Here is a 24,034-nt window from a genome sequence, read left to right on the forward strand (position 1 = left end):
GCCGCGCGGAGCCATCAGGTTCCGCGCGGTGTCTCTTTGGCTTTTGTTGCATATCGGGGGTTATGGGACATACAAAAAGCCAGGGAATGTGATGTGAAGGCTCGCGCCGTTTGTAGTTCTTGATGCAAACCGCCTCAAAAGAGCCCGCATTTAGGGAAGCAGGGTTTTACAAAAATGTTCAGTTTTATTGTTCGACGTGTGGCGTACGCAGTTCCCACACTGTTGATTTTGATTATCGCTTCATTCTTGCTGATGTATGCGGCACCGGGTGGTCCTTTCACCACCGAACGTGCGCTGCCACCAGAAGTGCTGAAAAATATTGAAGCACGCTATGGCTTGAATGATCCATTGCCCGTTCAAATTTGGAACTACATTTGGAATGTGGTGACCAATTTTGATTTTGGCCCATCATTTAAATATCGCGACAGGTCAGTGAATGACATCATCTCGCAGGGCTTTCCTGTGACGTTGACCTACGGCATTTGGTCGTTTGTGTTTGCGATTGTTGTTGGCCTGTTTTTGGGCATTGTTGCTGCCATTCGTCACAACACAGCTGTTGACTATACAGCGGTTGGGATTTCAATCAGCGCACAAGTGCTGCCTAACTTTGTGATGGCCCCCATCTTGGTGTTGATCTTTACGTTGGGGCTTTTCAGGCTCACTGATGGTCAATATTATTTGCCCGGCGGCGGCTGGAACGGCGGTCAAATCGAATATGTGATTATGCCTGTGATCGCGCTCTCGACCAGCTATATGGCGAACATTGCGCGCTTGGCACGATCATCCATGCTCGAAGTGTTGAACTCCAACTTTATCCGTACAGCCAAAGCCAAGGGGCTCTCAGAGCGCAAGGTGATCTTTAAGCATGCGCTTAAGCCGGCATTGATGCCTGTGATCTCCTATTTGGGGCCTGCATTTGTGGGTATGGCAACTGGTTCTGTGGTGATTGATATGTATTTCAGCACCGGTGGTATGGGCCAGTATTTCGTGAACTCGGCCTTTAACCGCGACTATTCTGTGATGATGGGGATCACCATCTTGATCGGTGTTCTAACGATCACCTTCAACGCGCTAGTCGACATTATCTATGCTTGGATCGATCCACGCATTCGGTTGTCATAGGGAGCAGATCATGATTGCAAAAAGTGAAAAAATGGATGCTCTCGCCGAAAACATCGTAGAGCAACAAGCGGTCAAAGGTCGCTCATTGTGGCAGGATGCCATGGGGCGCTTCGCGCGCAACAAAGCGGCCGTGGCCAGTGTGTTTGTGTTGATTATCATCACCGTACTTTCGTTTGTCGGGCCGATGTTTTCCCCTTGGGATTACGAGACAATTGATTGGGCTGTGATGGGCAATGCTGCCACTTTGGGCTATCCGTCAATTGAAACCGGACACTATTTTGGCACCGATGATTTGGGCCGTGATATCTTTGCACGTACCATGCAGGGTACGCAGATCTCGCTGACTGTTGGCTTCCTCGGCGCTGCTGTTGCGGTGATCGTGGGTACACTTTACGGCGCCATTTCTGGCTATGTGGGTGGCACTGCTGACAATGTGATGATGCGGATTGTCGATCTGCTTTTGTCTGTGCCTTACATGTTCGTATTGATCTTGTTGTTGGTGGTGTTTGGCCGCTCACTGCAAATGCTGTTTGTTGGCATCGGGCTTTTTGCCTGGATGGATATGGCACGTATTGTGCGGGGACAAACCTTGTCGATTAAAAACAAGGAATTCATCGAAGCGGCTGTCGCATCAGGTGTTGGTTCATTCACCATCATCATGCGTCACGTTGTGCCGAACCTACTGGGCGTTGTGATTGTTTACGCATCGCTTTTGGTGCCACAATTGATTTTGACGGAGAGCTTTATTTCGTTCCTTGGTTTAGGTGTTCAAGAGCCAATGACCTCTTGGGGGGCCTTGATCAACGAAGGTGCGAAAACCATGCAATATGGTGTGATCTGGCAATTGGCGTTCCCATTGTCGTTCTTCATTGTTGGCCTATTTTGTTTCTTCTTCATTGGTGATGGGTTGCGCGATGCGTTTGACCCTAAAGACCGCTAGGGAGGTGTGCAGTTGAAGTATTTTCAATTCCAACTTTGCCATATGCCTTCACTTATTGGCGGTGGCTTCATGAACAAGCAAACAAGATTTTCACCCAATAAGGGGGAACCAGCATGAGTAAAGCTGCTCAAGATTCAGTATTGCAGGTGAGAGACCTGAATGTGTCGTTTGACACACCTGATGGCCAGGTAGACGCTGTGCGCGGTGTGAACCTACATATCAACCGCGGTGAGTGTCTCGGTATTGTGGGGGAATCAGGGTCTGGCAAAAGCCAAACTTTCATGACCGCCATGGGCCTTCTGGCCAATAATGGCCGCGCAACGGGCGATGTTAGCTTTCACGGTAAATCCATTTTGGGAATGCCGCTGCAGCAGCTCAACAAAATCCGTGGTCGCTATATGAGCATGATCTTCCAAGATCCGCTTACCAGCCTAACGCCACATATGACCGTTTTGGATCAAATGATGGAAGTGTTGGAGCTACACACGGATGTGCGGGGCGACGCGGCTGCGAAGAAAAGCCTTGAATGGCTAGAGCGCGTGCAGATTTCGGATGCCAAGCGTCGCTTGGATCAATATCCGCACGAGCTTTCTGGTGGTATGCGCCAGCGCGTAATGATCGCTATGTCGATGTTGTGTGAGCCGGAATTGCTGATTGCTGACGAGCCGACCACCGCACTTGATGTGACGGTGCAGGCTGAGATTTTGGACCTGATGGACCAATTGAAAAAAGAAAGCAACACGGCCATTGCATTGATCACACACGATATGGGCGTTGTTGCTCGTATGTGCGATCGCATTCAAGTGATGCGTCATGGTGTGTATGTGGAAGAAGGCACCGCCGACGAGATCTTCTACAATCCGCAGCATGAATATACCAAAATGTTGCTGGATGCGATGCCGCGTATCGACCAGCCCGACAAAGCCACAAATCGCAAGCTCAAAGAATATGAAGAAAAGGGCCGCGATCAGGACTTCTTGACAGTGAATGATGTGCGCGTTGAGTTCGACATCAAAGTCAATGAAGGCTGGTGGCCGAAAAAGGTGCCTTTGAAAGCTGTTGATGGGGTGAGCTTCACCCTGCGTCCTGGCGAAACTTTGGGCATTGTGGGCGAAAGTGGCTGTGGCAAATCCACATTGGCGCGTGCTGTTTTGCAGCTTATTCCGCCAACCGCTGGCGCGGTGAGCTGGCTAGGCAGCCCGCTTTCAGGTTTGAACCGGAAAGAGCTGAACAAGAAGCGCAAAGATTTGCAAATCGTGTTCCAAGATCCATTGGCGAGCCTTGACCCGCGCATGACCATTGCCGATTCCATCATGGAACCGTTACAAACCTTCCGCCCTGAAATGACCCGCAAGGACATGAAGGCGAAGGTTGCCCAAATGATGGAACGTGTTGGCTTGCCTCAGCATATGATCAACCGCTATCCGCACGAATTGTCCGGGGGCCAAAATCAACGTGTGGGCATTGCCCGCGCGATGATTATGGAGCCCAAATTGGTGGTTTGTGATGAGGCTGTTTCGGCGCTTGACGTGTCAATCCAAGCACAGATCATTGAGTTGTTGATGGACTTGCAAGAAGATTTCGATCTGTCCTTGCTGTTCATCTCCCACGATTTGTCTGTGGTGCGTGAGATCTCTCACCGCATCATGGTGCTTTATCTTGGGCGGATTGTGGAATTGGCTGATCGGCACGAGATCTATAAAGATCCACGCCATCCATACACCAAGCAGTTGATTTCTGCGGTGCCGATTCCTGACCCGAAATTGGAACGCTCGCGCGAGCGGATCAAGTTGCCGGGTGAATTGCCATCACCAATGGATCCAACGGCTAAGCTGCGCTTTATGCCATCGAAGATTGAAGCCAATCAGCTTGATTATGTGCCGCGCTTGGATGAGGTGAAGCCGGGCCACTTTGTGGCCGAACATGACGAGCTAGACAAACTGGTCGTTTAGCGCGATTGGGGTGCAAAGGAATGCACCCCAACGCCTTTTGTGGGCGAGATTCATAGGAAGCTGTGTGAGATTCAGTGTTTTGGTCGCAATTGGGCGTTGACAAGCGTTGAATTTCTTCATAGTTTCCAGCCAACTTATTTGGCGCCGGTGGCGCCTATTTTTATGAATGTAAAGGGTGACCGGAATGAAAATCAAAAATTCCATCAAGGCGTTGCGCACCCGGCATCGCGACAATAAGGTCGTTCGCCGTCGCGGTCGCATCTATATCATTAACAAAGTGAACAAGCGGTTCAAAGCTCGTCAGGGCTAAGCGCTTTACACATTTTGTATTCGGTTTAAGGTCGGTGCTTGTCACCGACCTTTTTCTTTGTGTCCTGTTCAATGGAGTGTTTGTGAAGCTTTTCTTCTCGCCAGACCAATTGGCCCATAATCCGCAAAAAGAAATTTCCGATGGCGCGCTTGTTGACGCGGTTGAGGTGCCCATGCGGGCGGAGATGGTGTTTGATGCGCTCACAAAATTGCCGCAAATTGACCATGTGCCAATGCGTGATTTGGGCCGCGCACCAATCGAGCGGGTCCATGACCATGACTATGTTTCGTTCCTCGAGCAGTTAGGTGAGCTTTGGGCTGATGCAGGGCGAGAAGGGGAAGCATTTCCCTTTGTTTGGCCTGGCCGTGACTTTCGCACAGACAAGGTGCCCCATCACCTAGATGGCAAATTGGGGTTCTATTCATTTGATGCAGGCACACCGCTGACGGGCAAAACATATGGCGCGGCCTATGCCTCTGCCCAAAGCGCATTGAACGGTGCTCAGGCGTTAGTGCAAGGCGAGCAGGCTGCCTTCGCACTCTGTCGACCGCCCGGACATCATGCAGGCAAAAACTATTATGGCGGCTATTGCTTTTTCAACAATGCAGCAGTTGCAGCGCAATATTTGCGTGATCAGGGTGCGGCACGCGTTTCGATTTTTGATGTTGATTATCACCATGGTAATGGCACGCAGGCGATCTTTTATGACCGTGCTGACGTACAATTCCTCTCTGTGCATGCGGACCCGCTTGAGGAATATCCTTATTTCTTGGGTCATGCTGACGAGTGTGGGGTTGGCGAAGGGGAAGGCCATACCCACAATTATCCGCTGCCCTTGGGCACGGAAGCCAAAGCGTTCAAGGCCGCCATCGAAAAAGGCCTGGCGGAGATTGATCGGTTTGATCCGGACTATTTGATCATCTCACTCGGTGTTGATTTTTTTGAAGGTGATCCCATTTCACAGTTTAAGCTGACCCATGCGGATATGCCGGGGATTGGCGCGTTGCTCAAAGGGGCAGGTCGGCCAACATTGTTGGTGATGGAAGGTGGTTATGCGGTGGATGATTTGGGCCGCAATGTTGCGGCCCTGATTGACGGGTTCTTGCGTTCATAGGACTTACGTCTGTGATGCGCCATGCTCACAATCGGCAAAATATTCGTTGGCGCTGTTCAAGGCGTTGATCGACGCGGGTAATCCGCCATAGATCGACATTTGCATAATGGTTTCATAAATTTCAGTTTTGGTGGCGCCATGTGCTTGAGCGTGTTGAATATTGATTTTCAGTTGTGGCGCGGTTTGTCCGCCTAGTGCTGTTAACGCACCGACTGTGATGAGCTGCCGCGTTTTCATATCGAGGCCTTCGCGTGCATAGATGCGGCCATAGGCGTGCTCAATTAGTGTTTCGGCAAATTCCGGCACTGCATGATCATAGCGGTTGGCCAATGTTTCTTCCAAATCCGGGTTGAGTTTTGCGGCGATGGCGCGCCCGCGTTCAAGAGCTTTGCTCATTTGACTTTTCCTTCTCACTGGTCGTGAAGGCCGAGCATGTGCTGATGGGGATTGTAGCCCCATCTTCAAGCGCACGTTCATATGTTTTGATTTTGGCCTCCACCAGATTATGACTGGTTTGCAACTGCACCAATTGAGATTGGATATGGCTTATATGCGTTTTCAGCAGTTCTAGACGACCTTGTGTAGTTTGCTCGCCCTGCTGCCGCATTTGTGCATATTCAACCATGTGTTTAAGTGGCATGCCGGTGGCTTTGAGTACTTTCACAAAGCCGATCCAAGCCAGTTGGTTTTCATCGTAAACACGGCGGCCACCTTGATCTCGAGTCACGTGTGAGATAAGGCCAATTTTTTCATAATAGCGCAACGTGTCGATGCTGAGCTCGGTTCGTTTTGAGAGTTCGCCGATGAACATTTTGGTCCGCCTTCAATTGGGTGCGTTTATTCTTGTAGGTGCTGGAGTTCACTCAAGGTCAATAGAGGAAAATAAAAAATGCCCGCTCAAAAGCGGGCATTTCAATTTCGAATGAGCTTGGCTCAATCGCTTAGGATGAGCCCATGCCGTCTTGCCCTACAAAGGCAATGCGCAACATGTTGGTGGCGCCAGGGGTGCCTAAGGGCACGCCAGCTGTGATCGCTACGCGATCACCGGGGCGTGCAAAGCCTTCGCGATAAGCGATTGAACATGCGCGATCCACAACGTCATCCAAATTCACCGCATCTTCTGTGCGCACGCAATGCAGACCCCAGATTAAGGACAGGCGGCGCACGGTTGAGTCTTTCGGTGAAAGGGCAATAATTGGCTTTTCAGGGCGTTCGCGCGATACACGAATGCCTGTAGAGCCTGAAGAGGTGTAGCAAACGATTGCTGCAAGATCCAAGGTCTCAGCAACTTGCCGCGTCGCCGCAGAAATCGCGTCCGCTGCTGTTGCATCTGGGGTGATTTCCTGCCGGCGGATAATGCCTTGATATAGGTTGTCGTTTTCTACAGCGACAGCAACCTTGTTCATGGTGGTGACAGCTTCTACCGGATAATCACCTGCGGCGGATTCGGCGGAAAGCATAACGGCATCGGCACCTTCGAACACGGCGGTGGCCACGTCTGATACTTCGGCACGTGTTGGCACAGGGGCAGTGATCATGGATTCCAACATTTGTGTGGCCACAACTACTGGCTTGCCCTGTTGCCGCGCCATGCGGATCATGCGTTTTTGCAAACCGGGTACGGTTTCCAACGGCATTTCAACACCCAAATCGCCACGGGCGATCATGATCGCGTCAGACAATTTGATGATTTCTTCTAAGCGCTCAATGGCTTGCGGCTTTTCGATTTTCGCCAAAACGCCTGCGCGTCCTTGAACGGTTTTGCGCACATCGATGATGTCTTCCGGGCGTTGCACGAAAGAAAGTGCAACCCAATCAGCACCGGCATCTAGACCCGCAACCAAATCGGCGCGGTCTTTGTCGGTGAGGGCACCCACACCTAGCAAAGTGTTCGGGAGGCTCACGCCTTTACGATCAGATAGTTTGCCGCCATGCACAACTTCACATTCGATGGCTTTAGCAGTGCAGCTTCTCGCCACCAATTCGATCTTGCCGTCGTCCAACAGCAAAGTGTGGTTGGGTTTGATCGCTTCAAAAATTTCAGGGTGAGGCAGTTCAACGCGCTCTTTGCTGCCGGGTGTATTTTCCTGATCGAAGGTGATGATATCGCCAGAAGCCAATTGCACGGAGCCATCGGCAAATGCGCCAACGCGCAATTTTGGGCCTTGCAAATCCACCAATACGCCAATTGGGCGTTTGACCTTATGTTCCACCGCACGAATATTGGCCATGGTTTCGTTCAGCACATCATGGCTGGCGTGGCTCATATTGATGCGGAACACATCTGCCCCGGCACGTGCCAATTGTTCGATCATGTCTTCATTGTTTGAAGCGGGGCCTAGTGTGGCCAGAATTTTTACTTTGCGTTGGCGTCTCATTGTGTCTCCAGGGGTTGCAGATCAGTCTCGGTGAGCTGAACCGTCCAATCCGTATTGTTCTCGGTGTCGACTTCCATAAAGCCTGTCCGTTCATAGCCGCGCGCTAGACAGTCTTTTTCGCCAAAAATTGTGAATGCTTTATCACGGGTGCACATATAAATTCGGCCACCCCATACCCCACCGCTAATATCATCTACTGCGTGTAGATAAAAATATTGCGAGGGTTGCTCATTCAGGGGACCGTTAAAGACCAGAGCGCAGCTATCTTTTTCGGCAACCCACCAACCTTCAGACTGCCATCCATTCTCGGCCTTGAAGCCGATGGCAATGGCAATTTGATTGTCAGTTTGGTTGCAAACGCGCAAATCTGCTTTGGCCGAGCTGACAGGCAAGGCGGCAAATAGGGACAGGCAGATTACAGCGATAAGCGCAAATCGCACTGGCATTTTTTTGGTTTCAAAAAACAAGTTCACGACCCCATGAGTTGTAGCTATTGCAGGAATTGTGTCAATCGCTATACGAATTATTGGACAGTTCTGTGGCGGTTTTTGACGAAGTGCTGGCCGAATTTAAATGATTTGGTTCGGTGGTTATAGCCACTCTTGATCAGATTGGTGGAAATTTTGCATTGGCGGTTGCCTTTGGCCGATGATTTGCGTCACATAGGGCAAATTTAATTGCTCGGGATAAATGAGTCATGGGACAAACTAGCGTCGCCCGCGAACAATTGCGTGCCTATATAGAGCGCATTGAACGGCTGGAAGAAGAAAAGAAGTCAATTGCAGACGATATTCGTGATGTCTATGCCGAAGCAAAAGGCAATGGATATGACGTGAAGGTCATGCGGCAGGTGGTAAAGTTGCGCAAGCAAGAAGCCCATGAGCGTCAGGAACAAGAAGCTGTGCTTGATCTTTACAAGCACGCCTTGGGCATGATCCCTGCACCTGATTATTATGAAGATGGTCCGGAAGAGGGCGAAGGGCAGGCATAAGCCTTCCCTTCAAACCCTTTGCGTTTATTGGCCGCCAGTCATGACTTGATTGGCGGCTTTTTCATTGCCTAGAGCGCGCATCACGGTGGCGGCGATGGCGTTGCGGTCTAGCCCGGCGCTCTTATACATGCTGGTTTGGCTGGCATGATCGAAATGGTGGTCCGGGATAAAGAGCGGACGCACTTTTAGCCCGTTATCCAACAAGCCATTTTGTGCCAGATGGCTGAGCACAAAGGCGCCAAAACCGCCCACTGAACCTTCTTCAGTTGTGAGCAAGACTTCGTGATTTTTCGCCAAGGTTTCGACCAATTGTGTGTCGAGCGGTTTGGCAAAGCGAGCGTCTGCAATGGTAGGATTAAATCCAAGGCCAATGAGGATTTCAGCCGCAGCCATGGTTTCAGCCAAACGGCCGCCGAAGGAAAGAAGTGCAACGGACTTGCCTTCGCGAATGATGCGGCCTTTGCCGATCTCTAACATTTGGCCTTCAGCAGGTAGATCCACGCCAATGCCTTCACCGCGCGGATAGCGCAGGGCGATGGGATGTTCGTCGAATTTTGCTGCAGTGGTGACCATGTGGCGCAAATCGGCTTCATCGCCTGGTGCCATCAACACCATATTGGGGATCGCGCCCAGATATGCTGTGTCAAACGCGCCGGAGTGAGTTGGGCCATCGGCACCAACAAAGCCAGCGCGGTCAATGGCGAAGCGCACGGGCAAATTTTGGATCGCCACATCGTGGACAATTTGGTCGTAACCACGTTGCAAAAATGTGGAATAGATCGCGCAGAAGGGGGAAAGACCTTCGGCGGCCAGTCCGGCACAGAACGTTACCGCATGTTGTTCGGCAATGCCTACATCAAAAGTGCGATCAGCAAATTCTTTGGCAAATTTGTCGAGCCCTGTGCCTGAAGGCATAGCGGCAGTGACCGCGACGATCTTGTCGTCCTTGCGGGCTTCTTGGATCAAGCTCTCTGCGAACACACCTGTGTAGGAGGGCGCATTGGCTGGTGCCTTTGATTGTGCGCCTGTGATCACATTAAATTTGGACACGCCGTGATATTTATCAGCTGCGCTTTCGGCCGGGCCATAACCCTTGCCTTTTTGCGTGACCGCATGGATCAGGATTGGGCCAGTGTCGGTGTCGCGAATATTGTCGAGAATGGGCAGCAGATGATCAAGATTATGACCATCGACAGGGCCGACATAATAAAAGCCGAGCTCTTCAAACATGGTGCCGCCGGTCCAAAACCCGCGCGCATATTCTTCCGTGCGGCGTGCTTTTTCTGAAAAGAAGCGCGGCAAATGTTCGGACAATTGCTTGGCCGTTTCACGGATAGAGCGGTAGGTTTTGCCGGATACGAGTCGCGCAAGATAAGCACTCATGGCCCCTGTCGGCGGTGCGATTGACATATCGTTGTCGTTCAAGATCACGATCAAGCGCGCATCCATTGCGCCTGCATTGTTCATGGCTTCATAGGCCATGCCTGCGGACATGGCACCATCGCCAATCACCGCAATTATGTTGCGCTTTTCGCCTTTAAGCTCTGCAGCAACGGCCATGCCTAGGCCAGCGGAAATTGAAGTTGAGGAATGGCCCGCGCCAAAGGGATCGAAATCGCTTTCCTTGCGTTTTGTAAAGCCTGAAAGACCATCTTCTTTGCGCAAAGAGCGCATCTGCTCGCGTCGGCCAGTGAGGATTTTGTGTGGGTAGGCTTGGTGGCCAACGTCCCAAATGATTTTGTCGTCTGGTGTGTTGAACACATGGTGCAGCGCGACCGACAGTTCTACAACGCCCAAACCAGCGCCGAGATGTCCGCCTGTTTCTGACACCACATCGATCATTTCCGCGCGCACTTCATCTGCGAGCTGGGTCAATTGATGGCGCGGGATGGCGCGCAAATCTTCAATTTCAGAAATGCTGTCTAATAGGGGCGTTTCAGGGCGCTTTGTCACCGCTACCTCATTTAAATTTTATGCAAGGTTCGCGCCGCTCGATCAGGGCTTTGCGCGTTAAACTGGTTTATCAGAGTTCAGCCCACAGGCAACTCCCTGTGGGCGAGTTTGAACCAATTTAATGCGATTTGAGGCATTTATGCGGCAATTAGCCGCCGAATTGGTTGAAGCTTGCTTGTTGCGGCGCAAAGTTGCTGTCAAAGCCCAATTGGCTTTTGGCACCCATCACAACGCTCGGGTCTAGATCGGCCTGATCAGGCTCGAACAAGACAGCATATTGTGGGGCGATGAGCTGTGTTTCATCGGTAAACATTTCCAGCACATGGCCAAGATCGGGCGCAACAAACTCTCCACGACGTTGGGTGAGGCTATAGCGCAACGGATCAAAGCTTGCCTTGGTGTTCGCCTTTTTGGTGTTTTTCAGCAGTTCACCAAATTCATCCAAGTTCGGTGACAGCGCGGCGACACTTAAGCTCTTGCGCAATTCTTCCATACTGTCGTTTGGCTTTTGCACCGGCTCAGGCTTTTTGTTTTCTGCCTTGCGAGACAGGATGTTTTCCAATGCTCTTTGCGCATCTTCCGTTTGTTCAGGCAGCGGCGCATAGGCTGCAAACAAGCCACCAGAATCTGACGGTTGAGATGCATCGCTGGCGGGTGCATTGCCGAGAGAAGCAACCTTAAGCGGCGCGAGTGGATCGCGGCCAGGCTCTGTGATTAGGGGGCGCCCCGTTGGCGGTGTCACCGCTTCGGGACCGCTGGCAACATTGAAACGTGAGGCTGGCACATCTGCAGGCGCAGGCGTTGTGGTCAAAGAGGCCAATTGGGTTGGCTTCACGGGCGGCGTCACCAAAGGTGCAGACGCCAGTTGAATTGTTGCTGTGGGGCCTTCTTCGGACGGACGCGCAGGCGGCAAGCCAGATAAAGCTGCCACACGGATAGGTGTAGACTTCACAGTTTTTTGGCGCGGAGTGTCGGCGCTTTGTGATTTATCATCATCGCCGCCAAACAGCATGTCCATCAAAGTTGTGCCTTTTTTGTCGTCATCTGATGATGAGATGGAGGCATAGCGGGTGGAACCACCACAAGGCAATTGGCGACATTTCGACCATTCAGCTTTGGCCGCAGCATATCCGTTCTTCGACAATAGCACGCCGTTTGACGGGATGTGCATGGTTTTGCCCTTTGGGAAGATGCGCTTGAGCTGAGCGGTTGTCATGCGTGGCCATGCCCGTACGCTCCCTGTATCCAAATGCACAAAGGGGCTGCCGGACGAGGGGTAATAACCCACGCCGCCCACATGTTTGCGCATGGCTACTTCACGCACCTTAGAGATTGGTACGCCGGGGATAAAGAAGTCCATTGCGAGACCGCGCGTATGATTGGAGTTTTTGGCAACGCCAGAAGAACGCGCGCGCAGCATCTCGTTGGTTTTGGGCGAACGATAAGCCGACACCACATGGATTGGCTTAGTGGCACCAACATCTTGATAAACTTCCCACACCAAATCGAACAGACGTGGGTCCATTTTGGTGGGTTCGTTGCGGCGCCAATCGCGCAGGAATTGGTTGAGTTGGGCCAAGCCCTTCTTGTCGTAGCGACCATTGCGCTTGAAGGTAATCTTCGCCGTTTCACGCGTGTGTGTGTAATAAAGATAGAGTGTGCGATCACCTGCGCCAAAGCTTGGCACAACCATCGCCGGCGCCATTAGGGCAGCCACCAAAATTGTCGCAGCGACACGCCGCAACCCATAAGACCAACGCAATACTGATTTGCCCAACACGTTTTTGATGCCTATTTTCGTCACCAGTCATTCAATCGTTGGTTCAGTTTATAACCAACTTAATTAGACTTTATTAACGTTAAGCAAGCAACAGCAAATTTATAAGCATTGCCCCGCCAACGACCCTCATTTCTAATATAGGAAGTAAAATGGCGTGAAAAAGGCATGGAAAGTGCTCTGCGACATTATGCGCCGCAAAGCAAATTTATGGTTATCTAAAGCTTAATGTTGACCCGTTGCTTTGGCGCGTGCCTAGCTTTTAAGCATATTGATCAAGCGCTGGTGGTGGCCATAGACATCACCGTAAGACCGGATGGTGCCGTCGCCGCTCACCCGCAAGGTGAAGTAAGCAATGTGCACTGGAATGTGGCTTTTTAGATTGTTCCAGCGTTCGCGTGAACCGAACATGGATTTGATTTTACTCAGGTTCAAATCTGGTTCGAATGCCAATAAGGCGTCAGCAAACTCAAGTGGATTATGCACCCGCACACAGCCATGCGAGAAGGCACGGTAGCTGCGTGAGAACAGGCTTTTTGATGGCGTATCATGCAAATAAACTGAATGCTGATTTGGGAACAAAAACTTGATCTGACCCAATGCATTGCCACGGCCCGGGCGCTGACGCACACGGAATGGTGGGTTAGACGGGTTCACATTTGCCCAATCAACGTTGGATGCATTGATTACACGGCCACCAGCCAACAGCTCGTAATTGCGGGCTGCAAAATAGCCGGGATTGCCGTTGGATGCGGGCAGCAATTCATTTTTTGTGATCGAAAGTGGTACGTTCCAATATGGATTCACGACCACATGTTCAATTTCATCTGAAAAGATTGGTGTGGCGTGTTTCGGCTTGCCCACCACCACGCGGGTGGCGTGGCGCACAGTTTCACCTGAACGCACTTCCAATCGGTATTCCGGTACATTGACCAAAACAAAGAAGTCGCCCAAATCTTTGGGCATCCAACGCCAACGTTCCATATTGGCGATAATGTCTTCGACGCTGGCGCCATTTGCGCCATTCAAGGCTGCAATCGTTGCCGGGCCGACAACGCCATCTGGCACAAGGCCTAGGCTTGATTGAAACTCTTCGACTGCGTCGACCACCGCTTGATCATAGACCATTTCGTTGGCTGGGTCGGATGCAGGCACTTCCAATCGTGTTCGAAGCAAAGGCAAGCGGTCGTCGGTGCGGCCAAGCTTGAGCAATTGGCCACCGGGAATAATGATCTGTTCTTCTTCAACTCCGTCTAGCTTCTTCGCCAATTCCTGACGTAGGGCCGTGAATTCGCGATGCGTGGGGTGAAGGCCGTAAAGTAGGGCTGCTGGATCGCTGGATTGTACCAGGTCGATAAGCATTTTCGCCCCGTCAATGCGGGTTGGGTTTAGCGTGATCGAGCGTGAAACGCTGCGCGGATTAATGCGGCCGCCTGCAGCGTGTTGCGCATAGCGGATGGCGCTTTGCGAGAATTCTGTTTCCAGTGCTGCTAGACGCTCTGGCTCGTTTTCAATGTCGGTCAGGTCGAGCGCATCTGTTAGATAGTCGCTGGGCCGTAGGCCCTCGAGTTCGGCCTTCTCAAACAATTTGATGATCGACTGTGCTTTGTCAGAGAACTGAATTTTGTCGCCATCAAGGTTGAGCCAAAGTGGTTCAAAATTGCGTTCGCCATAGAAATAATAAAGCTTCTGCGCGTCCTTCCATGCGTTTGTACCTGCACGTGCGCCGTAATAATCGTCTTTCAGGCCGGATTTAATGGTTTGGGCAAGAGGTGATGTCGCCGGGCCAATCACCACACGGGTGGCTTCTACGCCATTAATGTTGATGACTTGTTGCGCGTGCGCAGCGGATAGAGGAAGAAGGGCCAGAGCCGTTGCTGCCAAAATACCAAGTTTAAATCCGCGCATGTTTTTCCCTTTATCCATCCCAAACGCCTCATCGGCACCACTTGCGCCGACTCTTGAAGCGAGTTGTTTATAGCTAACAATGGCCCACTCACCAAGCGTTTCGCGAAATTGTTACCACAAATTCTTTACGAATTTTTGCCAGTGTTGCAAAAAAGAGAAGCGGGGTAGCTATGCCGCGTTCGACTGATCGCCGTCCAGTCCATATTCCTTTAATTTGCGATAAAGTGTAGACCGGCCAATGCCTAAAGCGCGGGCAACAGCACTCATTTTGCCATTGTGTTTTTTCAATGCAAATTCGATGAGGTCTTTTTCGACCTGTGCCAAATTGTTTGTGCGGCCATCTTCCGTCAGGAACCGATCTTTCGTGGGTTTTGCTTTTGGTTTCAGCGGAGTAGCCGGCGCCACTGCCGCGTCGATATGGTCCGGTGCCGCTTGTGGCGACATGGATTTAAGGGCGTGCCGCAGTTTTTCAGCACCTTGAAGCGATGTTTGGATTTGCGGGAATTCGTTTGGAGACAGGATCCCATCTTCGGTCAACAAAATCGCGCGGTAGATTGCATTTTCGAGCTGGCGCACATTGCCCGGCCATTCATATTGGCGCAGCATTGCCATTGCTTCTGGGCTACATCCTTCAATGCGGCGACCTTCGGCAACAGAAAATTTGGTGACAAAATGGCTGACGAGATCGTCAATATCTTCCACACGGTCGCGAAGCGGCGGCATGTAGATTGGGAAAATGTTGAGGCGATAATAGAGATCTTCGCGAAACTGCTTTTGTTTGGTGAGGTTCAACAAGCGTTTCGAGGTGGCGCAAATCAGGCGCACATCAAAAGGCGCAGGTTCGGACGCGGCAGTGCTGATCATCTTATCGGTGAATAGCGCCAGCAAACGACCCTGCAATTCCAGAGGCAGTGCGCCAATTTCATCAAGATAAAGCGTGCCGCCCTGGGCTTGGTCAAAAACGGTTTTGTCGCTGGATTCTTGGGTGCCAAACAAAATGGCTTCCAACTCATCCGCATCCATTGTCGAGCAATTAATGGCGATGAAGGGTTTGCCGCTGCGTTTGGCTTGGTGGTGAATGGCGCGGGCCATCATATCGCGGCCAGTGCCAGCTTCACCTTCGATTAAAACAGGAATTTGCGTCGCCGCCGCTTTTTCACCGTGGGCGATTGATTTTTTCATGGCTGGCGACTTTGCAGCCATATCGTTGAAGCTGAGGGCACCTTTTTGTCTGTGCGTTTCAGTGCGCAGGCAGTTTTCAAGCTCAAATCGCTTGAGGGCGTTTTGTAATGAGATGATCAAACGTTCAGGCGCAACAGGTTTTGAAAAGAAGTCACTGGCGCCGAGGCGGATGGCCGAGATGATGTTTTCGACGGCGGGCTGGGCGGTCTGCACGATAACGGGTTGGTTGAAATTGCGACTGCGCATTTCACTAAGAACTGTCATGCCATCCATTTCCGGCATCACCAAATCGAGGATCACCGCTTGGATGTTCTCAGAGTCGAGCATGGCCAGACCATCTGCACCTGACTGCGCTATTAGCGGCTCAAACCCTTGCGCTCTAAGCATCTCTTCGCTAAGGCGACATTGAATGGGATCATCATCAATAACAAGAATATTGGCCATAAGCTCTCTTATTGGACAAGCACATAGCCTGTCGAATCACAAACTGTCCTAATTTGGGTCAGGCTAGGTCCGAGTTCTTAACAGTGGATTAAGGATATTTAATTCAATCGCCTAAAGTGTGCTTTAGCCTTTGTTCTTGATTGCGCGACGCGTTGCCCCATCTGTTGTAAAAAGGGAGATGCAATGCTTGATCTTGATCGGCAAAGTTGGATCAAATGGCACGAGGGCACTTTGCCATGGGTCGATGCTTATTTGCAGCGGTTTCAGTTTAGCCGCCATGCGCATGACACCTATGCGATTGCGCTTACTTTGGCAGGGGTGCAAAGCTTTGATTATCGTGGCGAGACACGCCACTCCCAAGCAGGCGGTGTCGTTGTGTTGCATCCTGATGAGCTGCATGACGGTCGGGCCGGAACTGAGGATGGGTTTCGTTTTCGCACTCTCTATCTGGCGCCTAAACTGGTTCAGGACGTTTTAGGCGGTGCGCCATTGCCCTACATTGAAAACGGACTTTCGACCCACCCGCGTTTAACTTGCGCCGTTAAATCTATCTTGGATGAGCCACAGTCGTCAGATGATCTGGCGCAGCATGATTTGGTTTGTGAGCTGATCTTTGCCCTGCAAGAGGCAGCCGGGGACGCCGAGCCTAAAGGTGCGTTGGTCAATTGGCCCGCAGTTTGTCGGGCGCGGCAATTTATGGATGCTCATTTATTTGATCCAGTATCCATCGATGCGTTGGCGCAAGTTGCACAAATTGATCGATGGCAATTGTCGCGCGACTTTCGTGCGGCGCTGGGCACCAGCCCCTATCGTTATTTGCTGATGCGGCGCATTGAGCAGGCGCAAGAAAAACTCAAAGTAGGTGATGGGTTGGCCCATATTGCAGCCAGTTGCGGTTTTGCCGATCAGAGTCATCTAACGCGCCATTTCCGAAAAAATTATTGGCCTGACGCCAGGGCAGTGGCAACGTTTGGCGCGCTAACGCACAATCGTTCTATATTCCCAAGCTGCCCCTCCCTAAATCCCATTCAACATTATTATTTAGGATGGTGATTATGCTCGAATTTCTAACTCCGCGCTGGCGTAGCTTGGCTGAACTGATTGGTTTTGTGACCATTTTGTTTGGCACCAAAGTGCTAGTTGACCCGCTCACCTGGCAATTTTCTGGCCCGGTCTCCATGATCTTTACGCTAATCGTGCTCGGCATCTATCTGCGTCTGCAAAATGAGCAATGGTCGGAATTGGGGCTTCGGCCTTTGTCAGGTTGGAAAGCAAAATTGCTGCTGCTGCCGCAAGCCATTGTGGGCATGGCAGGCATTATTGGCTTTTCCGCAATGCTCTTGCTGCTTGCCCAGCATATGGGGTGGACCGAGTTTTTGGAGGCGTCCGGTGTTGGAGCAGAGCGATGGGGCGATCTCAAAGGAAATCTTGGACTTTATCTTCTTTGGCTCTTGGTGGTTTGGACCAGCGCCGCCTTCGGCGAAGAGATATTTTTCCGCGGTTTTTTCATAAGCCGCGCCCAACGCCTGTTTGATGGCGTGCCGCACAAATGGATTTTGTCCGCCCTATTTGCCGCTTTGACGTTTGGCTATGCTCATTATTATTATCAGGGGGTACGGGGCTTTGTTATCACCGGAATCGTCGCCTTTTGGTTGGGGCTTTTGTATTTTGCCTACAAGCGCAATCTTTGGCCGCTTATATTGGCGCATGGTTTCGTCGATAGCTTGATGTTCACCGCACACTTTATGGACTGGGACATCTAGTTTCGCGGATTTGGGCGGGGCAGGGAACGCCCTTCATGCAATACGGTCTTGGCAAGCGAAACGCATATGATAAGGTTCGCGCAAATTAGTTGCCAATAGAGAGTTGACCGCATGAGCAATGAAGATCTCGCGCAAAAGCTCGGGGTGATGCCTGAGTGGGATTTGTCCGATCTATATCCAAGCGCAGACAGTGATGAGCTGAAAAACGATCTCGCCGCCTGTGAACAAGAGGCGAAAGATTTCGCAGCTGACTTCAAAGGGAAGCTAGCCGAATTGGCCAAAGATGGCGGCTTGATTGACGCCATCACCCGCTATGAAGCCATGTCCGACAAGATGGGCCGCATTGGTTCCTTCGCCTATTTGCAATATGCGCAAAACACGTCGGATGGTGAGCGTGCCAAATTTATGGGTGATCTCAATGAAAAGCTCACCACGCTCACCACGCCGTTATTGTTCTTTTCGTTGGAGTTGAATCGTATTGACGATGACGTGTTGGACAAGGCGCTGGCGGCGGATGCAGCGTTGGGGCGCTATAAGCCGTGGTTCGATGAATTGCGCAAAGCAAAGCCTTACCAATTAGAAGATCGGGTGGAAGAGCTATTCCACGATAAATCTGTTACGGGTCGTTCGGCTTGGAACCGTTTGTTCGATGAAACAATGGCAAGCTTGAAGTTTGACGTGGATGGTGAAGAGCTTTCACTGGAACCAACGCTGACCATGATGACCGACATGGATCAATCCAAACGGGAAGCAGCCTACAAAGGGCTTGTGGACACGTTGGGTGAGAATAAGCGCTTGTTTACGCACATCACTAATGTGTTGGCGAAAGACAAGGAAATCTCGGATCGCTGGCGGGGATATGAAGATGTGGCGGACAGTCGCCATATGGCCAACTCGGTTGAGCGCGAAGTGGTGGATGCGCTGGAAAAGGCCGTGCGGGATGCTTATCCGCGCTTGTCGCACCGCTATTATAAGATGAAAGCCAAATGGCTGGGGCAAGAAAAGCTGAACGCTTGGGATCGCAATGCGCCATTGCCGACCAGTGATGATCGCGTGTTTGATTGGGCAAGCGCTCAGAAAATGGTGATGGATGCGTATGCCGACTTCTCGCCACAGCTGGCTGATGTCGCGAAGCCGTTTTTCAATAGTGGTTGGATTGATGCGCCTGTGCGTGAAGGCAAAGCACCGGGGGCGTTTGCGCACCCAACGGTGCCGAGCGCACACCCCTATTTGATGCTCAATTATTTGGGCAAGCCACGTGATGTGATGACGCTAGCCCATGAGTTGGGCCATGGTGTGCACCAAGTATTGGCAGCTGATCAGGGTGCCCTTATGGCACAAACGCCGCTCACCTTGGCGGAGACAGCGAGTGTGTTTGGCGAAATGTTGACCTTCCGCTCCTTGTTGAAAGCAACGGAAGATCCAGAGCAACGTTTTGCACTGTTGGCGGGCAAGGTTGAGGATATGCTCAACACGGTTGTGCGCCAGATCTCGTTTTATAGCTTCGAACGTGAAGTGCATATTAAACGGCGTGAGGGCGAACTGCGCAGTGAAGAGCTTGAGCAGATTTGGATTGAGACCAGTCGCGAAAGCTTGGGGCCATCTGTGGAGCTAAATGAGGGATATGAGACCTTTTGGTCATATATTCCGCATTTCATTCATGCTCCATTTTATGTATATGCCTATGCGTTTGGTGATTGTTTGGTGAATTCGCTTTATGCGAAATACCAACAATCTGACGACGGATTTGTTGAACGGTATTTTGAATTGCTGAAAGCTGGCGGTTCAAAGCACCATTCAGAATTGTTAGCCCCATTTGGCCTTGATGCCAAAGACCCGGACTTCTGGTCGCTTGGGTTGGGGATGATTGAAGGGTTGATCGATGAGCTGGAAGCGCTGGATCAGACCCGCTAACTGGAGAGTAAAATGAGCACCGAAGCTGAAAAACTTTATGAAGAGCAATCTAAAACTTATCACGGCTTTTTGCAGTTGGCCAAATGGTCAGCCATCATTATTGCCGTTGTTTTGATTGCGCTTTATTTCGGGTTTGTCGCTTAAACCAAAGCGATAAACTTTCATCGTGCCGCATTTGGTTGGGGGGCGGCGCATCACCTTGTATGTGCGCAACTAAAAAGGAACTGGCATGAGAATAGCGGTTTTGCGCGAGCAAACGGCCAATGAAACTCGTATTGCGGTTACCCCGGAAATGGTAACCAAATATGTGGGCTTTGGGGCCAAAGTCGCAATAGAGAAAGGCGCGGGTGAAGGGTCGCGCCTTTTAGATAAAGATTTTCAAGAGGCGGGCGCGACGATTTCAGCATCTGCCTCAGCAGCTGTAAAGGGCGCCGATGTGGTTTTGACCGTGCGTCGCCCAACTGTAGAGCAGCTGGAGGGGGCCAAAAAGGGTGCCCTCGTTATGGGCATGCATGACCCGTTTGGCCATGAAAAAGAAATCGAAGCCTTGGCGAAAGCGGGCTACGCCCTGTTCACCATGGAATTTATGCCGCGGATTACACGGGCGCAGGTGATGGACGTTTTGTCTTCGCAGGCGAACCTTGCGGGCTATCAAGCTGTGATCGAAGCGTCATACGCTTTTGATCGGGCTTTCCCCATGATGATGACGGCGGCGGGCACAGTACGCCCAGCCAAAGCCTTTGTTATGGGTGCAGGTGTGGCGGGCTTGCAAGCCATCGCCACGGCAAAACGTTTAGGGGCGGCTGTGTCCGCAACCGATGTGCGCCCGGCTGCAAAAGAGCAAGTTGAATCTTTGGGCGGTAAGTTTGTTGCTGTTGAAGATGACGAGTTCAAAGAAGCAGAAACTGCTGGCGGCTATGCAAAAGAGATGAGCAAGGAATATCAGGCCAAGCAGGCCGAGCTGGTTTCAAAACATATTGCCAAGCAAGATGTTGTAGTGACCACGGCGCTTATTCCTGGCCGTCCGGCACCGAAGCTGATCACCAAAGCAATGGTTGAATCTATGGCACCGGGGTCGGTGATTGTGGATATGGCTGTTGAACGTGGCGGCAATGTTGAACTGTCCAAACGCGGCGAAGTCGTGGATCATAAGGGTGTGAAAATCATCGGTTATGAAAATCTACCAAGTCGTTTGGCGGCCTCTGCTTCGCAGCTTTACGCCAAAAACCTTATGGCCTTCCTCGAGACGATGATCGACAAGGAAAAGCAAGAATTGGTGATCGATTGGGAAGATGAGCTGGTTGCGGCCACAAATCTTTCACGGGATGGGGCCATCGTGCACCCAACCTTCGTTGAGAAAAAGGAGGCGTAAATGGTTATGATGGAACTTTTGGCAAGTGGTGCAGGCGCAGCAGCGGGTGCGGCCACTGATGGAACGATTGATCCGTTTGCTTTCCGTTTAGCGATCTTCGTTCTTGCAATTTTTGTGGGTTATTATGTGGTGTGGAGCGTAACGCCCGCCCTGCATACGCCGTTGATGTCAGTGACCAATGCGATCTCTTCTGTGATCGTTGTGGGGGCATTGCTGGCCGTGGGTATTTCTTTGGTTGATGACCAAGGGCCTGCTCGCTGGTTTGGCTTTGTTGCGCTCATTTTGGCGAGCATCAATATTTTTGGCGGCTTTCTGGTCACGCAGCGTATGCTGGCCATGTATAAAAAGAAGGGATAATCCATAATGATTTCTGCAAATATTGCGGCCCTTCTTTATTTGGCTGCAGGGGTTTTGTTCATTCTTGCGTTGCGCGGATTGTCTCACCCCACCACAGCTCGTCAGGGCAATAATTTTGGTATGATCGGGATGACCATTGCGGTTGTCACGACCTTGTTGGTGGCTGGGCCGAAAGACCCATTGGCCATTGGCTTGATCATTGGCGGTATCGCCATTGGTGGCGGCATTGGCGCCGTGATTGCCCGGCGTGTGCCCATGACCTCCATGCCGCAATTGGTGGCGGCGTTTCACTCACTTGTAGGCCTTGCTGCGGTGTTCGTGGCGGCAGCTGCGCTTTATGCACCGCAGGCTTTTGGCATTGGTACACCGGGTGATATTCACGGGGCTAGCCTTGTTGAAATGAGCCTTGGTGCTGCGATTGGCGCCTTGACCTTTACCGGTTCTGTGATTGCCTTTTTGAAATTGGATGGTCGCATGTCCGGCGCGCCGATCATGTTGCCTGCACGGCATTTGATCAATATCGCGATTGCCGTGGCATTGGTGGTTTTGGTTGTCTTGTTTGTGCAAACGGCCGATCCGATCTATTTCTGGCTGATCACCATCTTGGCCTTGGTGTTGGGTGGTCTGTTGATCATTCCAATTGGCGGTGCGGATATGCCCGTTGTGGTGTCCATGCTGAACTCCTATTCAGGCTGGGCGGCAGCAGGCATTGGTTTCACCTTGGGCAACACGGCCTTGATCATCACAGGCGCGCTTGTAGGTTCCTCAGGGGCGATCCTGTCTTACATTATGTGTAAGGCGATGAATCGTGGCTTTATCTCCGTGATCCTTGGCGGCTTTGGTTCTGATTCTTCTGCGGCGGCAAGCGGCGAAGAAGAGACACGTCCGGTGAAATCTGGCGCAGCCGATGATGCGGCTTTCTTGATGAAAAACGCGTCGAAAGTGTTGATCGTGCCCGGTTACGGGATGGCTGTTGCCCAAGCTCAACACGCATTGCGGGAGATGGCAGATTTGCTCAAAGCCGAAGGCGTTGAAGTGAAATATGCCATTCACCCTGTGGCGGGGCGTATGCCGGGCCATATGAACGTGTTGTTGGCTGAAGCCAATGTGCCTTATGACGAAGTGTTTGAACTTGAAGATATCAATTCAGAGTTCCAGCAAGCGGACGTGGCCTTTGTGATTGGTGCGAACGACGTGACCAACCCAGCGGCCAAAACCGATCCGGCGTCACCCATTTTCGGCATGCCGATTTTGGATGTTGAAAATGCAGGCACTGTATTGTTCTTGAAGCGGGGCATGTCAGCTGGTTATGCGGGCGTACAGAACGAATTGTTCTTCCGCGATAACACGATGATGTTGTTTGGCGATGCCAAGAAAATGACCGAAGACATTGTGAAAGCGTTTGATCACTAAGCTGATCATAAGTTTTGAAGATTGAGAGAAGGGCGCCGTTGGCGCCCTTTTTTGTTGGCTGCTATTTCATGCGGGCCAACAGATCGTCTTTAACAATCCGCTGATGATAGATCGCGCCTGCGATATGCAAAATAATGGCGGCCAGCAGCAGTTTCGACAAAAGACCATGGCCTTGGCGAGGCAAAAGATTCTCCATGCTCGGCCAGCCTTGCATTTGCCCGGAAAAGAGCATCTCGCTCAGGCCCGACAATGTCATAATTGCCATGCCCGAAACCACCAAAGCCAACGGCAAAACATAAAGCAGGATATGGGTGATTTTGGAGGCCCATTTCACCAGCGGTGACCAGCTTGCATCTGGCGCAGGTCGCGCGTGTTTAAAGGCAAAATAGGTGCGGACCAAGGTGAGCAATCCAACAAGAATGCCGAGTGGGGCGTGGAACTTGATCAGCAAAAACTTGAGATCGTCAGCAAGACTATTGTTGAGTATCACGCCCAAAGCAAAAGTGATGATCAATAAAAGGGCAATGCCCCAATGCAGCCCGCGCGTTGGACCGGAATAGCGTGTGACGGAGTGTGTTGGATTTGACATGGTGCCCTCCAGTGGCTAAAGCATTTATATTACATGTAAACAAAATATATTTACATGTAAATAAAAATATGGAGATTTCATTGACACAGCCACATAACCTCATCGCGCCCACCTCAATCGGCCGTGCTGTTTCCCGCGCAAGCGCACGGGTGAATCAATTGGCAAATAAGCTCTTGGCGCCGCATGATTTAACCTTGCAGCAATGGGTGGTTTTAAGCGCCTTGTGGCAGCAGGACGGGATCAGCGTGGGGGCATTGTGCAAATTCACCAACAATGCGTTGCCGGCCATGTCGCGGCTCACCGACCGGATGGAAAATGCGGGATGGTTGGAAAAGCGTGCGGATGAAAATGATGGTCGCACGTCGCTTCTTTATTTGTCTGTGCGTGGCGAAGAGAAAAGAGAGCTTGCAACATTTTATCGTCAAATGAATGAGATTTTATTGGCGGGGATGAGTGCGACAGAACAGGAGATGCTTTTTGATCTCTTGTCGCGTTTGCATAATAATGCGGCGACAGCGATTTCACCCGATTCTGATGGGTGAGGGACCAAAGGCG

General features: G+C 51.3%; 23 protein-coding genes. 14 read left to right on the plus strand and 9 right to left on the minus strand.

Annotated elements, in window-relative coordinates; translation table 11 throughout:
- Nucleotides 1–174 precede the first annotated feature (174 nt).
- The 5 genes from oppB to ACP15Y_RS13585 all read left to right on the plus strand — a co-directional run bounded on the left by oppB (nucleotide 175) and on the right by ACP15Y_RS13585 (nucleotide 5,438).
- A complete protein-coding gene (gene oppB / locus ACP15Y_RS13565) occupies nucleotides 175–1,122 on the plus strand; it encodes an oligopeptide ABC transporter permease OppB (protein ID WP_424983641.1) in 948 nt (315 codons plus the stop codon).
- A gap of 10 nt (nucleotides 1,123–1,132) precedes the next feature.
- Nucleotides 1,133–2,062, plus strand: a complete 930-nt coding sequence (locus ACP15Y_RS13570; RefSeq protein ID WP_424983642.1) for an ABC transporter permease subunit — start codon at nucleotides 1,133–1,135, stop codon at nucleotides 2,060–2,062.
- A 113-nt stretch (nucleotides 2,063–2,175) separates the two neighbouring features.
- Nucleotides 2,176–4,014 carry a dipeptide ABC transporter ATP-binding protein gene (locus tag ACP15Y_RS13575; RefSeq protein ID WP_424983643.1) on the plus strand — a complete coding sequence of 613 codons (1,839 nt, stop codon included), beginning with the start codon at nucleotides 2,176–2,178 and terminating at the stop codon, nucleotides 4,012–4,014.
- Nucleotides 4,015–4,198: 184 nt separating this feature from the next.
- On the plus strand, nucleotides 4,199–4,324 hold the full coding sequence (gene ykgO / locus ACP15Y_RS13580; protein ID WP_027835018.1) for a type B 50S ribosomal protein L36: 126 nt from the start codon (nucleotides 4,199–4,201) through the stop codon (nucleotides 4,322–4,324).
- A gap of 82 nt (nucleotides 4,325–4,406) precedes the next feature.
- Complete coding sequence (locus ACP15Y_RS13585) at nucleotides 4,407–5,438, plus strand: histone deacetylase family protein (protein WP_424983644.1); 1,032 nt, start codon at nucleotides 4,407–4,409, stop codon at nucleotides 5,436–5,438.
- A gap of 3 nt (nucleotides 5,439–5,441) precedes the next feature.
- Here ACP15Y_RS13585 and ACP15Y_RS13590 read toward each other — a convergent pair whose 3' ends face one another.
- The 4 genes from ACP15Y_RS13590 to ACP15Y_RS13605 form a co-directional block, all read right to left on the minus strand.
- Nucleotides 5,442–5,834, minus strand: a complete 393-nt coding sequence (locus tag ACP15Y_RS13590; protein ID WP_424983645.1) for a carboxymuconolactone decarboxylase family protein — start codon at nucleotides 5,832–5,834, stop codon at nucleotides 5,442–5,444.
- Entirely contained in the window at nucleotides 5,818–6,249 is a 432-nt protein-coding gene (locus tag ACP15Y_RS13595) for a MerR family transcriptional regulator (RefSeq protein ID WP_424983646.1), read from the minus strand. Before ACP15Y_RS13595 ends, ACP15Y_RS13590 begins: the two co-directional genes overlap by 17 nt.
- A gap of 130 nt (nucleotides 6,250–6,379) precedes the next feature.
- Nucleotides 6,380–7,816, minus strand: a complete 1,437-nt coding sequence (gene pyk / locus ACP15Y_RS13600; protein WP_424983647.1) for a pyruvate kinase — start codon at nucleotides 7,814–7,816, stop codon at nucleotides 6,380–6,382.
- Entirely contained in the window at nucleotides 7,813–8,289 is a 477-nt protein-coding gene (locus tag ACP15Y_RS13605; protein WP_424983648.1) for a DUF1036 domain-containing protein, read from the minus strand. The genes pyk and ACP15Y_RS13605 overlap by 4 nt, the downstream gene beginning before the upstream one ends.
- 224 nt (nucleotides 8,290–8,513) lie before the next feature.
- Here ACP15Y_RS13605 and ACP15Y_RS13610 point away from each other — a divergent pair, with 224 nt between their 5' ends.
- Complete coding sequence (locus ACP15Y_RS13610; RefSeq protein ID WP_424983649.1) at nucleotides 8,514–8,807, plus strand: DUF2312 domain-containing protein; 294 nt, start codon at nucleotides 8,514–8,516, stop codon at nucleotides 8,805–8,807.
- Between the two features lie 24 nt (nucleotides 8,808–8,831).
- On the opposite strand, the gene dxs is transcribed toward ACP15Y_RS13610, so the two are convergent.
- The 4 genes from dxs to ACP15Y_RS13630 form a co-directional block, all read right to left on the minus strand.
- Nucleotides 8,832–10,760, minus strand: a complete 1,929-nt coding sequence (gene dxs, locus ACP15Y_RS13615) for a 1-deoxy-D-xylulose-5-phosphate synthase (RefSeq protein WP_424983650.1) — start codon at nucleotides 10,758–10,760, stop codon at nucleotides 8,832–8,834.
- A 148-nt stretch (nucleotides 10,761–10,908) separates the two neighbouring features.
- Nucleotides 10,909–12,564 (minus strand): DUF882 domain-containing protein, encoded by a 1,656-nt coding sequence (locus tag ACP15Y_RS13620; protein ID WP_424983651.1) that lies wholly within the window; start codon nucleotides 12,562–12,564, stop codon nucleotides 10,909–10,911.
- Nucleotides 12,565–12,792: 228 nt separating this feature from the next.
- Nucleotides 12,793–14,463, minus strand: a complete 1,671-nt coding sequence (locus ACP15Y_RS13625; protein WP_424983652.1) for a L,D-transpeptidase family protein — start codon at nucleotides 14,461–14,463, stop codon at nucleotides 12,793–12,795.
- 150 nt (nucleotides 14,464–14,613) lie between these two features.
- Nucleotides 14,614–16,071 (minus strand): sigma-54-dependent transcriptional regulator, encoded by a 1,458-nt coding sequence (locus tag ACP15Y_RS13630; RefSeq protein WP_424983653.1) that lies wholly within the window; start codon nucleotides 16,069–16,071, stop codon nucleotides 14,614–14,616.
- Between the two features lie 183 nt (nucleotides 16,072–16,254).
- On the opposite strand from ACP15Y_RS13630, the gene ACP15Y_RS13635 reads away from it, so the two are divergent.
- The 7 genes from ACP15Y_RS13635 (at nucleotide 16,255) to ACP15Y_RS13665 (ending at nucleotide 22,890) form a co-directional block, all read left to right on the plus strand.
- Entirely contained in the window at nucleotides 16,255–17,124 is an 870-nt protein-coding gene (locus ACP15Y_RS13635; protein WP_424983654.1) for an AraC family ligand binding domain-containing protein, read from the plus strand.
- Nucleotides 17,125–17,126: 2 nt separating this feature from the next.
- The gene (locus ACP15Y_RS13640) at nucleotides 17,127–17,834 is read left to right on the plus strand and encodes a lysostaphin resistance A-like protein (protein WP_424983655.1); all 708 of its coding nucleotides are present in this window, start codon (nucleotides 17,127–17,129) and stop codon (nucleotides 17,832–17,834) included.
- A 111-nt stretch (nucleotides 17,835–17,945) separates the two neighbouring features.
- Nucleotides 17,946–19,748 (plus strand): M3 family oligoendopeptidase, encoded by a 1,803-nt coding sequence (locus ACP15Y_RS13645; RefSeq protein ID WP_424983656.1) that lies wholly within the window; start codon nucleotides 17,946–17,948, stop codon nucleotides 19,746–19,748.
- 12 nt (nucleotides 19,749–19,760) lie between these two features.
- Nucleotides 19,761–19,892: an aa3-type cytochrome c oxidase subunit IV gene (locus tag ACP15Y_RS13650; RefSeq protein WP_424983657.1), complete on the plus strand. Its 132-nt coding sequence runs from the start codon at nucleotides 19,761–19,763 to the stop codon at nucleotides 19,890–19,892.
- A gap of 85 nt (nucleotides 19,893–19,977) precedes the next feature.
- Nucleotides 19,978–21,120 (plus strand): Re/Si-specific NAD(P)(+) transhydrogenase subunit alpha, encoded by a 1,143-nt coding sequence (locus ACP15Y_RS13655; protein WP_424983658.1) that lies wholly within the window; start codon nucleotides 19,978–19,980, stop codon nucleotides 21,118–21,120.
- Nucleotides 21,121–21,477: a proton-translocating transhydrogenase family protein gene (locus ACP15Y_RS13660; RefSeq protein ID WP_424983659.1), complete on the plus strand. Its 357-nt coding sequence runs from the start codon at nucleotides 21,121–21,123 to the stop codon at nucleotides 21,475–21,477.
- A 9-nt stretch (nucleotides 21,478–21,486) separates the two neighbouring features.
- The gene (locus ACP15Y_RS13665; RefSeq protein ID WP_424983848.1) at nucleotides 21,487–22,890 is read left to right on the plus strand and encodes an NAD(P)(+) transhydrogenase (Re/Si-specific) subunit beta; all 1,404 of its coding nucleotides are present in this window, start codon (nucleotides 21,487–21,489) and stop codon (nucleotides 22,888–22,890) included.
- A gap of 61 nt (nucleotides 22,891–22,951) precedes the next feature.
- Here ACP15Y_RS13665 and ACP15Y_RS13670 read toward each other — a convergent pair whose 3' ends face one another.
- Nucleotides 22,952–23,479 (minus strand): cytochrome b, encoded by a 528-nt coding sequence (locus tag ACP15Y_RS13670; protein ID WP_424983660.1) that lies wholly within the window; start codon nucleotides 23,477–23,479, stop codon nucleotides 22,952–22,954.
- 80 nt (nucleotides 23,480–23,559) lie between these two features.
- Here ACP15Y_RS13670 and ACP15Y_RS13675 point away from each other — a divergent pair, with 80 nt between their 5' ends.
- On the plus strand, nucleotides 23,560–24,021 hold the full coding sequence (locus ACP15Y_RS13675; protein WP_424983661.1) for a MarR family winged helix-turn-helix transcriptional regulator: 462 nt from the start codon (nucleotides 23,560–23,562) through the stop codon (nucleotides 24,019–24,021).
- Nucleotides 24,022–24,034 lie beyond the last annotated feature (13 nt).

The sequence above is a fragment of the Maritalea sp. S77 genome (assembly GCF_049801075.1).
Taxonomy (GTDB): domain Bacteria; phylum Pseudomonadota; class Alphaproteobacteria; order Rhizobiales; family Devosiaceae; genus Maritalea.